Source organism: Streptomyces canus (assembly GCF_030816965.1).
GTDB lineage: Bacteria > Actinomycetota > Actinomycetes > Streptomycetales > Streptomycetaceae > Streptomyces > Streptomyces canus_E.
Genome location: NZ_JAUSYQ010000002.1, coordinates 1,416,626 through 1,430,547, shown reverse-complemented (window position 1 = coordinate 1,430,547; position 13,922 = coordinate 1,416,626). Strand labels below are relative to the sequence as shown.

General features: G+C 70.8%; 13 protein-coding genes. 8 read left to right on the top strand and 5 right to left on the bottom strand.

Annotated elements, in window-relative coordinates:
• Positions 1–141 precede the first annotated feature (141 nt).
• Positions 142–1,368, top strand: coding sequence for an acyl-CoA dehydrogenase family protein (locus tag QF027_RS07690; RefSeq protein WP_306984885.1), 1,227 nt, complete (start codon positions 142–144; stop codon positions 1,366–1,368).
• A 78-nt stretch (positions 1,369–1,446) separates the two neighbouring features.
• Here QF027_RS07690 and QF027_RS07685 read toward each other — a convergent pair whose 3' ends face one another.
• The 5 genes from QF027_RS07685 to QF027_RS07665 form a co-directional block, all read right to left on the bottom strand.
• Positions 1,447–1,683 (bottom strand): DUF6213 family protein, encoded by a 237-nt coding sequence (locus QF027_RS07685; protein WP_069762357.1) that lies wholly within the window; start codon positions 1,681–1,683, stop codon positions 1,447–1,449.
• A 25-nt stretch (positions 1,684–1,708) separates the two neighbouring features.
• A complete protein-coding gene (locus QF027_RS07680) occupies positions 1,709–3,094 on the bottom strand; it encodes an NADP-dependent succinic semialdehyde dehydrogenase (protein ID WP_307073621.1) in 1,386 nt (461 codons plus the stop codon).
• Between the two features lie 71 nt (positions 3,095–3,165).
• Positions 3,166–3,627: an NUDIX domain-containing protein gene (locus tag QF027_RS07675; RefSeq protein ID WP_307073620.1), complete on the bottom strand. Its 462-nt coding sequence runs from the start codon at positions 3,625–3,627 to the stop codon at positions 3,166–3,168.
• Positions 3,624–5,162 (bottom strand): ATP-dependent DNA ligase, encoded by a 1,539-nt coding sequence (locus QF027_RS07670; protein ID WP_307073618.1) that lies wholly within the window; start codon positions 5,160–5,162, stop codon positions 3,624–3,626. Before QF027_RS07670 ends, QF027_RS07675 begins: the two co-directional genes overlap by 4 nt.
• A gap of 29 nt (positions 5,163–5,191) precedes the next feature.
• On the bottom strand, positions 5,192–6,127 hold the full coding sequence (locus QF027_RS07665) for an NAD(P)/FAD-dependent oxidoreductase (RefSeq protein ID WP_307073616.1): 936 nt from the start codon (positions 6,125–6,127) through the stop codon (positions 5,192–5,194).
• A gap of 64 nt (positions 6,128–6,191) precedes the next feature.
• On the opposite strand from QF027_RS07665, the gene QF027_RS07660 reads away from it, so the two are divergent.
• The 7 genes from QF027_RS07660 (at position 6,192) to QF027_RS07630 (ending at position 13,889) form a co-directional block, all read left to right on the top strand.
• Entirely contained in the window at positions 6,192–6,764 is a 573-nt protein-coding gene (locus QF027_RS07660; RefSeq protein ID WP_062047029.1) for a helix-turn-helix domain-containing protein, read from the top strand.
• A 117-nt stretch (positions 6,765–6,881) separates the two neighbouring features.
• On the top strand, positions 6,882–8,531 hold the full coding sequence (locus tag QF027_RS07655; protein WP_307073614.1) for a dolichyl-phosphate-mannose--protein mannosyltransferase: 1,650 nt from the start codon (positions 6,882–6,884) through the stop codon (positions 8,529–8,531).
• A 61-nt stretch (positions 8,532–8,592) separates the two neighbouring features.
• Complete coding sequence (locus tag QF027_RS07650; protein WP_306984896.1) at positions 8,593–9,429, top strand: prephenate dehydratase; 837 nt, start codon at positions 8,593–8,595, stop codon at positions 9,427–9,429.
• Between the two features lie 195 nt (positions 9,430–9,624).
• Positions 9,625–10,593: an NADPH:quinone oxidoreductase family protein gene (locus tag QF027_RS07645; protein WP_307073608.1), complete on the top strand. Its 969-nt coding sequence runs from the start codon at positions 9,625–9,627 to the stop codon at positions 10,591–10,593.
• Positions 10,590–11,771 (top strand): acyl-CoA dehydrogenase family protein, encoded by a 1,182-nt coding sequence (locus QF027_RS07640; RefSeq protein WP_307073606.1) that lies wholly within the window; start codon positions 10,590–10,592, stop codon positions 11,769–11,771. The genes QF027_RS07645 and QF027_RS07640 overlap by 4 nt, the downstream gene beginning before the upstream one ends.
• Entirely contained in the window at positions 11,768–12,850 is a 1,083-nt protein-coding gene (locus tag QF027_RS07635; protein ID WP_307073604.1) for an acyl-CoA dehydrogenase family protein, read from the top strand. Before QF027_RS07640 ends, QF027_RS07635 begins: the two co-directional genes overlap by 4 nt.
• 181 nt (positions 12,851–13,031) lie before the next feature.
• On the top strand, positions 13,032–13,889 hold the full coding sequence (locus tag QF027_RS07630) for a phosphatidylinositol-specific phospholipase C/glycerophosphodiester phosphodiesterase family protein (RefSeq protein WP_307073602.1): 858 nt from the start codon (positions 13,032–13,034) through the stop codon (positions 13,887–13,889).
• Positions 13,890–13,922: the final 33 nt, after the last annotated feature.

The window sequence follows — 13,922 nt, the reverse complement described above, 5'->3', positions numbered from 1 at the left end:
GCCTGCGCAAACTAACACCCGGCAGGCGATTGACATCGAACAGGCTGCTGACTGGTCATCGGGAGTTGACTTTTCCTACCCGTGGGTAACAGACTCGGGTTACCGCAAGTAACACGCACGTGCGTCGCCGCTGGAGGGGACATGGCCGAGTTCACCATGGAGCTCAACGACGAACAGAAGGAGGTCCGGGACTGGCTGCACGGCTTCGCCGCCGACGTCATCCGCCCCGCGGCCGCCGAATGGGACGAGCGTGAGGAGACTCCCTGGCCGGTCATCCAGGAGGCCGCGAAGGTAGGCATCTACTCCCTCGACTTCTACGCCCAGCAGTACTTCGATCCCACCGGGCTCGGCATCCCGATGGCGATGGAGGAGCTGTTCTGGGGCGACGCGGGCATCGCCCTGTCGATCGTAGGCACCGGTCTCGCCGCTGTCGGCGTTCTCGCCAACGGTACCGAGGAGCAGATCGGCACCTGGATCCCCCAGATGTACGGCGACGCGAACGATGTCAAGGTCGCCGCGTTCTGCTCGTCCGAGCCGGACGCCGGCTCCGACGTGGCCTCCATGCGCACGCGTGCCGTGTACGACGAGGCCAAGGACGAGTGGGTGCTCAACGGCACCAAGACCTGGGCGACCAACGGCGGTATCGCCAACGTCCACGTGGTCGTCGCGGTCGTCGATCCCGAGCTCGGCTCCAAGGGGCACGCGTCCTTCATCGTGCCGCCGAACACGCCGGGGCTGTCCCAGGGCCAGAAGTTCAAGAAGCACGGCATCCGTGCCTCGCACACGGCCGAGGTCGTGCTGGAGAACGTCCGGGTGCCCGGCTCCTGCCTCCTCGGTGGCAAGGAGAAGCTGGACCAGCGCCTCGCGCGGGCCCGGGAGCGGGCGAAGACCGGCGGGGAGCGGGTGAAGAACGCGGCGATGGCCACGTTCGAGGCGTCGCGGCCCGCCGTGGGCGCCATGGCCGTGGGCACCGCCCGGGCCGCCTACGAAGTCGCCCTCGACTACGCCAAGACGCGTGAGCAGTTCGGGCGGCCGATCATAGACAACCAGGGCGTGGCCTTCCAGCTCGCGGACATGCGCACCTCCATCGACGCGGCCCGTCTCCTCGTGTGGCGCGCTTCCTGGATGGCGATCAACGGAAAGCAGTTCACCGCCGCCGAGGGCTCGATGTCCAAGCTCTTCGCAAGTGAGACGGCGAAGAAGGTCACGGCGCAGGCGGTCCAGATCCTGGGCGGCAACGGCTACACCCGGGAGTACCCCGTGGAGCGCATGCACCGTGACGCCGCGATCTACACCATTTTCGAAGGGACGAGCGAGATCCAGCGACTGGTCATCGCCCGGACCCTGTCCGGCATGTCCATCCGCTGACGAAGCCCGAGAAACACCTCTTCGCCGACTCGTCCGCCGGGTCGGCGAAGCCGCACACGGCAGCGAACGAGCAAACCCTTACGGCGCACTGCCGCTGCTGTGCGCGATACACGCCACATCGATCCGATCGGCCAGCTTCGCCAGCTCGATCGTCAGCGCGGCAACCGTATCCTCGTCCAGCCCGTCGGCCCCGGCCTCGACCAGGTGCAACCACCGCCCGCCAAGACTGCGGAGCAACTTGCTCACATCGGCGGCAGCCACCTGCAGGGTCCCGCGGTCATCGACGATCAGAGGCAGAGTCACTTCGCGGTTCACACCGGGGATGTTAGCCGCGCAAGGGTCACGCTCCGTGCCAAACCGTGGTGATGTTGCAGAACTCCCTGATTCCGTGCCCGGACAGCTCACGCCCGTATCCGGACCGCTTGACCCCGCCGAACGGGAACGCCGGATGCGAGGCGGTCATCCCGTTGACGTAGACCCCGCCGGCCTCCAGATCCCGTACGAACCGGTCGACCTCGGCCTCGTCCCGCGTCCACACGTTGGAACTCAGTCCGAACGGCGAGTCGTTGGCGATCAGCACCGCCTCGTCGAGGCCGTCCGCCCGGTACAGCGTGGCCACCGGCCCGAACGTCTCCTCGCGGTGGATGCGCATCTCGCGGGTGACGTCGGCGATGACGGTCGGCGGGTAGTACCAGCCCGGGCCGTCCGGCCGCTGCCCGCCGCACAGCACGCTCGCCCCGCTGCGCCTGGCGTCGTCGACGAGTTCCTCCAGGTCGGCCCGGCCCTGCTCGCTGGACAGCGGCCCGACCTCGGTGTCCTCCTCCAGCGGGTCGCCGACCTTGAGGGCCTTCATGCCCTCGACGAACCGCTCGGCGAAACGGTCGTAGACGTCCGTGTGCACGATGAACCGTTTGGCGGCGATGCAGGACTGCCCGTTGTTCTGCACCCGCGCGGTCACCGCGATCTCGGCGGCCCGGTCGATGTCCGCGGACGGCATCACGATGTACGGGTCGCTGCCGCCGAGCTCCAGCACCGTCTTCTTCACCATGTTCCCGGCGGTCGACGCCACGGCCCGCCCGGCGGGCTCACTCCCCGTGAGCGTGGCCGCCTTGACGCGCTCGTCGCGCAGGATCTCGTCGATCGCGCCGGACCCGACGAGCAGGGTCTGGAAACAGCCCTCCGGGTAGCCCGCCTGATGGAAGAGGTCCTCCAGGAACAGCGCGGTCTGCGGCACGTTCGAGGCGTGCTTGAGCAGGCCGACGTTGCCCGCCATCAGGGCGGGCGCGGCGAAGCGGACCACCTGCCACAGCGGGAAGTTCCACGGCATCACCGCGAGCACGGGCCCGAGCGGCCGGTAGCGGACCAGGGCGCGGGAGGCGCCGGAGTCCTTGACGTCGTACGCGGCGGGCTCCTCGTCGGCCAGCAGCGACTCCGCGTGCTCGGCGTACCAGCGCATCGCCTTGGCACACTTGGCGGCCTCCGCGCGGGCCTGCTTGACCGGCTTGCCCATCTCGGTGGTCATGACCCGGGCGATGTCCTGCTGGGCATCGTCGAGGAGCTCGGCGGCCCGGTTCAGGAGACGGGCGCGCTCCGCGAAGGACGTCGTGCGGTAGGTGCGGAACGTCGCCTCGGCGAGCTGGAGCCTGCGCTCGATCTCCTCCTCGCCCATGGCCTCGTACGTCTTGAGCGTCTCGCCGTTCGCCGGGTTCACCGTCGCGATGGGCATGACCGACCTCCTGAAGAGCTGACTGTGCTTCGACCTTCCCGCGCGGCGGGGGCGACCGCAACGCGTGGACGTCAGGCCGAGTGCTCAGCCAGCCGGTCGAGAAACGCGGCCTGCGCCTTGACGATCACGGTCCGGGCCCGGTCGAGGCCGAACCACTCCACCCGGTCCAGCTCGGGGAACTCCCGCATGCGCCCGGACTTCGGTGGCCACTCCATGCTGAACACGCCCGGAACCACGGTCGCCGGATCGAGGTCCGCCTCGATCGCCCACGCCGTGACGACCTTGCCGTTCGTCTGCCGGACCTCACCGAGCGGTACGGCCTCCCCGTTGGGCGGCGGCAGCCCGAGCTCCTCCTGGAACTCGCGGCGGGCCGCGGCCCAGGCCGACTCCGAGGCCGGCTCGTACTCGCCCTTCGGAACCGTCCACGCTCCGGCGTCCCGCCGGGCGAAGAACGGGCCACCCATATGGCCCAGCAACACCTCCAGGCCCTCATCGGCGTGCCGGAACAACAGCAGGCCCGCGCTGGTCCTCACGGCCTCACCTCGGGATGCGCGGCCAGCAGCGTCTCCACCGTATCGGCCTCCTCGGGCCGCTTGTCCTCGCGGTAGCGGACCACGCGCGCGAAGCGGAGGGTGACTCCGGCCGGGTAGCGGCTCGACTTCTGGAGGCCGTCGTAGGCGATCTCGACGACGAGTTCGGGCCGTACGGGCACCACGTAACCGCTGCTGTCGACGGCCAGCTCCTGGAGCCGCTCGGTCTGCCAGGTGAGCATCGCGTCGGTCATTCCCTTGAAGGTCTTGCCGAGCATGGCGAACCCGCCGTCCGCCGTACGGGCGCCGAGGTGCAGATTGGAGAGTTTGCCGGTGCGGCGGCCGTGGCCCCACTCGGCGGCCAGCACCACCAGGTCGAGGGTGTGCACGGGCTTGACCTTCAGCCAGGAGGCACCGCGCCGGCCCGCGCTGTAGGGGGCGTCGAGGGACTTCACCACGACGCCCTCGTGGCCGCGCTTCAGGGTCTCGGCCAGGAACTCCTCGGCCGTCCCCACGTCCTTCGGTCCGGACACCAGCGTGCGCCGGACCCGCATCGGCTCGGGCACCAACCGGGCCAGCTCCGCGTGCCGTTCGGCAAAGGGCAGGTCGAGGAGGTCGCGGTCGTCGACGGACAGGGCGTCGAAGAAGACAGGGGAGACAGGGACCGCCTCGGCGGCCGTCGTCACGTCCACGCGGGAGCCGACCCGGCCCGCGGTCTCCTGGAAGGAACGGGGCCGCCCGTCCTCGTCGAAGGCGATCACCTCGCCGTCCAGGATGAACCGCTCGCCCCTCAACTCCAGCGCGGCGGCCGTCAGCTCGGGCAACCGGTCGGTGATGTCGTCGAGGGTGCGCGTGTACAGCCGTACGGCATCCCCGTCCCGGTGGATCTGGACGCGGATGCCGTCCAGCTTCTCCTCGACCGCGCAGGTGCCGAGCTTCTCGACCGCCTCGGTCACCGAGGAGGCGCTGTGCGCCAGCATCGGCAGGACCGGGCGGCCGACGGTGAGGCGGAAGCGGTCCAGGGCGGGCGGGCCGTCGGTGAGCAGGGCCTCGGCCACCGTCTGGAGGGAGCCCGCCAGCATCACGGCACGGCGTACGTCGGCGGGAGGTGCCTGCGTCGCCTGGGCGAGTCCCTCCGTGGCGACCGCGTCCAGCGCCCCCTGCCGTACCTCACCGCTGATCAGCCCGAACAGGAACCGCTGCTCGTCCTCGGTGGCCGCACCCATCAACTCACCCACCAGCCGGGCGCGTTCGGCCTGCGAGCCGGCGCCCCCGACCTTGCCCAGCTCGCTGAGCAGCGCGTCCACCTCGCGCACGGTCAGGGTCGGCTCCGCGGCCGGGGCGACCGGGCGGCTCAGCACCTTCCAGCCGACGCCGAGCCGGCCCTGCGGGAGCCGTCCGGCCAGGTACGGGATGACGATCGGGACGTCGTCCGCCTCGGCGTCCCGGAACAGTTCGGCGAGGAGCGCGATCTTCTTCGAGCGCGCCGAGGTCGCGGCGACGTCCTGGGACACCTGTGCCAGCCGGGCAAGCAACATGCTTCCAGGGTGTACCGGAGGCGGCCGGTCTACACCCCGGCAGCCGCGTCGAGGTCGCTCATCAGCAGCTCACCGTTGATCGTGGCGGCCGCCCGGTATCCGGCGCTCGCCGCGTTGATCACCTGTTCCGCGAAGCCGGCCGCGTTGCCCACGGCGTACACACCGGGCACGGTCGTCTGCCAGTTCCCGTCGACCACGGGGTAGCTGCCGAAGGGCGTCTCCTGGAGCTCGGCTCCGAGCCGCTGCACCAGGCCGTTCTGCGGGACGGCCCGGGGCGCGGTGAAGACGACCTCGCGTGCGTGCGTCGTGCCGTCCTCCAGTCGTACGGCGGTGAGCCGGTCGTCCGTCACGACCAGCTCCGCCACCTCGCCGGGCACCACGCCGACACCGGCCGCGGCCAGCCTGCGCAGATCGTCGTCCGAGAGCTCGGACTCGGCGACCCTGTGCAGGAAGAGGGTCACGTCCTTCGACCACTGGGAGACCATCAGCGCCTGGTGCACGCTGAGCGGGGTCGTGGCGAGGACGCCGAAGGCCTGGTCGCGGACCTCCCAGCCGTGGCAGTAGGGGCAGTGCAGGACGTCCTTGCCGAAGCGCGCCGCGACGCCGGGCACGTCCGGGAGCTCGTCCTTGAGGCCGGTCGCGACGACGAGGCGACGGGCCTTGAGCACCCGCCCGCTCGCCAGGGTCACGGCGAAGCCAGGGGCGACCTCGACCACCCGGTCCCGGACCAGCTCGACGCCGTACCCCTTGATCTCCTCGCGCCCGATCGCCAGGAACTCGGCGGGCGGCATGCCGTCCCGGGTGAGAAAGCCCTGCATGTGCGCGGCGGGCGTGTTGCGTGGTTCGCCCGCGTCGACGACCAGGGTGCGACGCCGGGCCCGCCCCAGGACGAGGGCGGCGGACAGACCTGCCGCACCGCCACCGATCACGATCACTTCGTATGTCTCGCCGTATGTCTCGGTCATGCCGCCACGGTCGCTCCGCGTGCGCGGGATTGACAAACAACTTTGCCGATTCTGCAATACGGGTATGAGTACCGACGACGTTCTCGCCGAAGTGGGTCCCAGGCTCAGGAGGCTGCGGAAGGACCGGGAGGTGACCCTCGCGGCGCTCTCGGAGACGACCGGCATCTCCGTGAGCACGCTCTCCCGGCTGGAGTCCGGCCTGCGCAAGCCCAGTCTGGAGCTGCTGCTGCCGATCGCCCAGGCCCACCAGGTGCCGCTGGACGAACTGGTCGGCGCCCCGCCGGTCGGCGATCCCCGGGTGCGGTCCGCACCGCTCGAACGGCACGGGCGCACCTTCTGGCCGCTCACCCGGCAGCCCGGCGGCCTTCAGGCCTTCAAGGTGCTGGTGCCGCGCCGCGACGAGGAGCCGGAGCTGCGCACCCACGAGGGCTACGAGTGGCTGTACGTCCTGGCGGGGCGGCTGAGGGTGGTGTTGGGCGAGCACGACGTGGTGATGACGGCGGGCGAGGCGGCGGAGTTCGACACCCGGGTGCCGCACTGGTTCGGGTCGACGGGGGAGGGGCCGGCGGAGTTCCTCAGCCTGTTCGGGCCGCAGGGGGAGCGGATGCACGTACGGGCGCGTCCCCGGAAGGCGTGAGCGGGCGTTCTCCCTCTCGTCGGGGACAACTGGACGAGCGCGCAGGTAGGTTCACCGGATGCACGAGATATCGCCCCGGGCACACTCCGCGGCAGGGCAGGCTGCCCGGTGACCGACGTGACCCGTTCCCCCGTCGTCGGCACCCGTCCGACGACAGCGCCCCGCGACTGGCAGGCGCGACTCCGTCGATTCGGGTACGCGGCCCGGCCGGGAACCGACCTCCGCGAGCGTCTCGTTCCGCGCTTTCCGAAGCCGTCGGTGTGGGACTGGCTGGGGCCGGTGCTCGTCGCCGTCCTGGCCGGGGCGATCCGTTTTCGGCACCTCGGCCGGCCGCGGGCCGTGGTCTTCGACGAGACCTACTACGCCAAGGACGCCTGGTCCCTGCTGCGCCTCGGCTACGAGGGCAGTTGGCCGGACCGGAAGATCGCCGACCCGCAGATCCTCGCCCACCCCCAGGTCGTCTCGCTCTCCGACACGGGGGCGTTCGTCGCGCACCCGCCGACGGGCAAGTGGGTGATCGCCCTCGGCGAGTGGATGTTCGGTCTCACCCCGTTCGGCTGGCGCTTCATGACGGCGGCCCTGGGCACCCTGTCGGTGCTCATGCTGTGCCGCATCGGACGCCGTCTGTTCCGTTCGACACTGCTGGGCTGTCTGGCCGGCGCGCTCCTCGCGGTGGACGGGCTGCATGTCGTGATGAGCCGTACCGCCCTGCTGGACCTCGTCGTCATGTTCTTCGTCCTGGCGGCGTTCGGCTGCCTGCTCGTCGACCGGGACCACGCACGGGGCCGGCTCGCGGCCGCCCTGCCGGTCGGCGAGGACGGCCGCGCGCGCCCGGACGAGCACACCGCCGACCACACCGGAACCGGGCTGCGTCCCTGGCGGCTCGCCGCCGGCGTCTTCCTGGGGCTGGCCGCCTCCACCAAGTGGAACGGCCTGTACGTGCTGGTCTTCTTCGTGCTCCTGACGGTGCTGTGGGATGTCGGCTCCCGCCGCGTGGCCGGGGCCAGTGACCCCTACCGTGCGGTGCTGCGCAAGGACCTCGGCCCGTCGGTCCTGTCCCTGGTCCCGGTCGCGTTGACGACCTATCTGGCGACCTGGACCGGCTGGTTCCTCTCCGACGACGGCTATGGACGCCACTGGGCCGACGGCCGCGGCGGCACCTGGTCATGGATCCCCGCCCCGCTCCGCAGCCTGTGGCACTACGAGTACCTGGTGTACGACTTCAACGTGGGGCTGCACACCCCGCACAAGTACCAGTCCAGCCCCTGGAGTTGGCTGGTGCAGGGCCGACCCGTGCTGTTCGACTACCAGTCGCCGAAGCCCGGCCGGGACGGCTGCACCACATCGGTCGACTGCTCCCAGACCGTCCTCGCCCTCGGCACACCGCTCCTGTGGTGGTCGGCGTGCGGCGCCCTGCTCTATCTGCTCTTCCGCTGGGCGCTGCGCCGCGACTGGCGGGCCGGCGCCGTCCTGTGCGCGGTGGGCGCGGGGTATCTGCCCTGGTTCCTGTACCAGGACCGTACGGTCTTCTCCTTCTACGCGGTCGTCTTCGTGCCGTACCTCTGCCTGGCCGTGGCGATGACGGTGGGCGCGATCCTGGGGCCACCGGGGGCGGACCGCAGACGGCGCGCACAGGGCGCGGTGGCCGCGGGCGCCCTCGTCCTGCTCATCGCCTGGAACTTCATCTACTTCTTCCCGCTCTACACCGGGGAGACGATCCCGTACGCCGACTGGCACTCCAGGATGTGGCTGGACACCTGGATCTGAGGCGGAGCGTCCCTGATACGTTACGGAGCTTCTGCCGCCCGACGACAAGAGAACGAACCCCGTGACGACCGTCGCTTACCAAGGTGAACCCGGATCCAACTCGGCGACCGCCGCGCACACCCTGTACCCCGGGTGCGCCGAGCAGCCCTGTACGAGTTTCGAGCAGGCTCTGGACGCGGTGACGCTCGGCACCGCCGACGTCGCCGTGATCCCGGTGGACAACTCCGCGGCCGGTCGGGTGGCGGACGTCCACCATCTGCTGCCCGAGTCGGGACTGTTCATCATCGCCGAACACTTCCTCGCCATCCGCTTCGACCTGATGGGCGTGCCCGGGGCGACACCGGATCAGGTGGAGTGCGTGCGCAGCCATGTGCATGCCCTCGGGCAGTGCCGCAAGGTGCTGCGGGAGGGCGGCTGGCGCACCCTCGTCACCGACGACACGGCCGGAGCGGCGCGTGAGGTGGCCGAGCTGGCGGATCCGCGGCACGCGGCGCTCGCCCCGCCCGCTGCGGCCGGGCTGTACGGTCTCGACGTGCTGCGCGCCGGGGTCGAGGACGACCCGGACAACACCACCCGCTTCGTCGTCCTGTCCCGGGAGGCCGTTGTGGCCCCGCACACCGGGGAGCCGACGATGACGAGCCTGTTCTTCTCCGTGCGCAACATCCCCAGCGCGCTCTTCAAGGCGCTCGGCGGGTTCGCCACCAGCGGGGTCAACCTCACGAAGATCGAGAGCTATCAGATCGGCGCGGGGCTGAACGCCAGCCGCTTCTACGCCGAGATCGAGGGCCACCCCGACGAGCAGCACGTCGCCCTTGCCCTGCACGAACTGGGCTTCTTCTCCACCGAGGTACGGATCCTGGGCGTGTACCCGTCCCATCCGCACCGGCTGGAGCACTGAACGGCGCCTCGACGTCAGGACGCGTCGCTCCACGTCGCACGTCGGATCGTCACTGCCCAGGTGGTCATTTTCTGGAGTGTGGGTGTCGGCACTTTCTCCCCACGAGCTGTTCCCTGATCGGCAAGCGACCGCTTAGTATGCGGAGAATCCCGGTCCGACCCCCGGCATGACGACGCAGTCCTGTGGAGGCCCCCCATGCAGGCTTGGCAAGTGCACGAGAACGGCGAGCCGAGCGAGGTGATGCGCCTCGCGGACGTGGCGCAGCCCGTTCCCGGTGAGGGCCAGGTCCTGCTGAAGGTGCGCGCCGCGAACATCAACTTCCCGGACGTGCTGATGTGCCGCGGCCACTACCAGGTCCGGCCGCCGCTGCCCTTCACGCCGGGCGTGGAGATCTGCGGCGAGACCGAGGACGGGCGCCGCGTGATCGCCAACCCCGCACTGCCGTACGGCGGTTTCGCCGAGTACGCCGTCGCCGACGCCGCCGCTCTGCTGTCCGCGCCGGACTCGCTGGACGACGCCGAGGCCGCCGCCCTGCACATCGGCTACCAGACGGGCTGGTTCGGGCTGCACCGGAGGGCCCACCTGGAAGCCGGGGAGACGCTGCTCGTCCACGCTGCCGCAGGAGGGGTCGGCAGCGCGGCGGTGCAGCTCGGGAAGGCGGCCGGGGCCACCGTCATCGGTGTCGTCGGCGGTGCCGAGAAGGTGGCCGTCGCCCGGGAGCTGGGCTGTGACGTGGTGGTCGACCGGCGGAGCGAGGACGTCGTCGCCGCCGTGAAGGAGGCCACCGGGGGCCGGGGCGCGGATGTGATCTACGACCCCGTGGGCGGCGAGGCCTACACGCAGTCGACCAAGGTCGTCGCCTTCGAAGGGCGGATCGTGGTCGTCGGCTTCGCCAGCGGGAGCATCCCGAGCCCCGGTCTCAACCACGCCCTGGTGAAGAACTACGCGATCCTGGGCCTGCACTGGGGCCTGTACAACACCAAGAACCCGAAGCTGGTCCAGCGCTGCCACGAGCAGCTCACCGAACTGGCCGCCCGGGGTGCGATCAAGCCGCTGGTCAGCGAGCGGGTGCCGCTCGCCGGGGCCGCGGACGCCGTACAGCGCCTCGGCGACGGGGTGACCACCGGCCGGATCGCCGTCGTACCCACGGGAGCACAGGCATGACCGACGCAGCCGAACTCAAGCGCCGCACCGCCGAGTTGCTGGCCGCGCACCCTCCCGCGACCACTGACCGGCTCGACTTCCTCAAGGCCCGCTTCGACGCGGGCCTCGCCTGGGTGCACTATCCGGAGGGCCTCGGCGGCCTGAACGCGCCCCGTTCCCTCCAGGCCGTCGTGGACGCCGAGTTGGAGGCCGCGGGCGCTCCCGACAACGACCCGCGGCGCAACGGCATCGGCCTCGGCATGGCCGCGCCGACGATCCTCAGGTACGGCACCGAGGAGCAGAAGCAGCGCTTCCTGCGGCCCCTGTGGGTGGGGGAGGAGGTCTGGTGCCAGCTGTTCAGCGAGCCCGGCGCCGGATCCGACCTCGCCGCGCTCGGCACCCGGGCCGTGCGTGAGGGCGACAGCTGGGTGGTCAACGGGCAGAAGGTGTGGACGTCCGGCGCCCACAACTCCCGCTGGGCCATCCTCATCGCCCGCACCGACCCGGACGTGCCCAAGCACGCGGGCATCACCTACTTCCTCTGCGACATGACCGACCCGGGTGTCGAGGTGCGGCCGCTGCGCCAGATCACCGGCGAGGCCGAGTTCAACGAGGTCTTCCTCACCGACGTCCGCATCCCCGACAGCTGCCGGCTCGGCGAGGTCGGCGACGGCTGGAAGGTCGCGCAGACCACGCTGAACAACGAGCGCGTCGCGATCGGCGGCATGCGGCTGCCCCGCGAGGGCGGCATGATCGGCCCGGTCTCGAAGACCTGGCGCGAGCGCCCCGAACTGCGCACTCAGGACCTGCACCAGCGCCTGCTGAAGCTCTGGGTCGACTCCGAGGTCGCCCGCCTCACCGCGGAGCGCCTGCGCCAGCAGCTCGTCGCCGGACAGCCGGGACCCGAGGGCGCCGGAATGAAGCTCGCCTTCGCCCGCCTCAACCAGGAGATCAGCGGCCTGGAGGTCGAACTGCGCGGCGAGGAGGGCCTGTTGTACGACGACTGGACCCTGCGACGCCCGGAGCTGGTGGACTTCACCGGCCGCGACGCCGGCTACCGCTACCTGCGCTCCAAGGGCAACAGCATCGAGGGCGGGACCAGCGAGGTCCTGCTGAACATCGTCGCCGAACGCGTCCTGGGCCTCCCGGCCGAGCCGCGTACCGACAAGGACGTCGCATGGAAGGACCTGGCCCGATGACGAAGGCGCCCGACCTGCTGTACTCGGAGGAGGAAGAGGCGCTGCGGGCCGCCGTACGGGACCTCCTCGCCGACCACTGCGACGCTCCGGGTGTGATCGGCCGCACCGAGTCGGACACCCCGCACGACCTCGCGGCCTGGAAGACCCTCGCCGACGGCATGGGCCTCGCGGGGCTCCTGGTGCCCGAGGACAAGGGCGGTCAGGGCGCCACGCACCGCGAAGTCGCTGTGGTCCTGGAGGAGTTGGGTCGCGCGGTCGCTCCCGTGCCCTATCTCACCAGCGCGGTCGTCGCCACCGAGGCCCTGCTCGCCTGTGACGCCGAGGACCTGCTCGCCGAGCTCGCATCCGGACGGCGGATCGGCGCCCTCGCTGTCGCCCTGAACGTCGCCCCGGGCGGCGCCTACAAGGTCGTACGCCACGAAGACGGGGCCCTGCACGGGGAGTTGACGGCGATCGCGGACGCTCAGGCGGCCGACGTGCTGCTCGTGCCCGCGGACGACGGCGGGCTGTACGCGGTGGAGGCCGCCTCCGCGACCGTCACTCCGCAGGTCTCCTTCGACCTGACCCGTCCGCTTGCGACCGTCACCCTCGACGGGGCGCGGGGCCGCCTGCTGGGCGACGCCGAAGTCGCCGTGCACCGCGCGCTCCGGGCCGGCGCCGGACTGCTCGCCTCCGAGCAACTCGGGCTCGCCGACTGGACGTTGACCGAGACCGTGCGTTACCTCAAGGAGCGCAAGCAGTTCAACCGGCCCGTCGGCGGCTTCCAGGCGCTCAAGCACCGGCTCGCCCAGCTGTGGCTGGAGGTCGTCAACCTCCGTGCCGCCGCCCGGAACGCGGCCGACGCGCTCGCGACGGGTGAGGACGCCGACGTGGCGGTCGCCGTCGCGCAGGCCTACGCGGCATCCGTGGCGGTGCACGCCGCCGAGGAGGCGCTTCAGCTGCACGCGGGCATCGGCATGACCTGGGAGCACCCGGTGCACCTGTATCTGAAGCGGGCCAAGGCCGACTCGATCGCCTACGGCACGGCCGGCGCGCATCGCGCCCGGTTGGCCGAACTCGTCGACCTCCGGACACCTTGAGCGTCACCCGGTGAACCTCGGTGAAGCCCGCCCCACCTGGGGCGGGCTTTTCCGTGCGCCTGCGCGGAAGGAGTGAACGGGCGGCGGCAGTCCGGCCAACTCCTGGCACGTACAGGTTCATTGAGTGCCGAAGGGCCCCATACTCCCTGTGGTTCGGACCCGCCCCACAGGGAGGCAGAACATGGCCCTCATCACCCGTCGCAGAGCCCTCACGACCCTCGGTGCCGCGGTCACGGCGACCCTCGCCCCGCCCGTCGGCAGTGCGTGGGCCGACGGGCGAAAGCACCGCCCCCGCCCGTTGTGGCGCGCCCACGCCCACAACGACTACGAGCATCCGCGTCCCCTCCTCGACGCCCTCGACCACCGGTTCGGCAGCGTCGAGGCCGACATCTTCCTCGTCGGCGACCAGCTCCTCATCGGCCACACCGTGGACGACCTCGACCCGGCGCGCACCCTCGAGTCCCTCTACCTCGACCCGCTGGCCAGGATCGTCAAGGCCAACCACGGGTCGGTGTACCGGGGTTACCGCCGTCCCCTGCAGCTGCTCATCGACATCAAGACCGAGGGCTCCTCGACCTACCTCGAACTCGACCGCCATCTGCGGCGTCACCAGCACCTGTTCACGACGTACGTGCACGGGAAAGTCGTCCCCGGCCCGGTGACCGCCGTGATCTCCGGTGACCGCGCCGCCCGCACACCGATGGAGGCCCAGACCGTGCGCCGGGCCTTCTACGACGGCCGGCTCACCGACCTCGGCACCTCGGCACCCGCCTCCCTCGTCCCGCTGATCAGTGACAACTGGACCCTCAACTTCACCTGGCTGGGCGAGGGTGTCTTCCTCGACGCCGAGCGGCAGAAGCTGCGGACCATCGTCCAGCAGGCCCACGCGCGCGGGCAGAAGGTGCGGTTCTGGGCCACCCCGGACCTCGCGGGCCCCGCCCGGGACGCGCTGTGGGCCGAGCTTCTCGCCGCCGGCGTCGACTATCTCAACACCGACGACCTGGCAGGCCTGGAGGCCTTCCTGGACGCCCACCGATAGGCGGCTCGGGACAGACACGGACACCACTCGTTC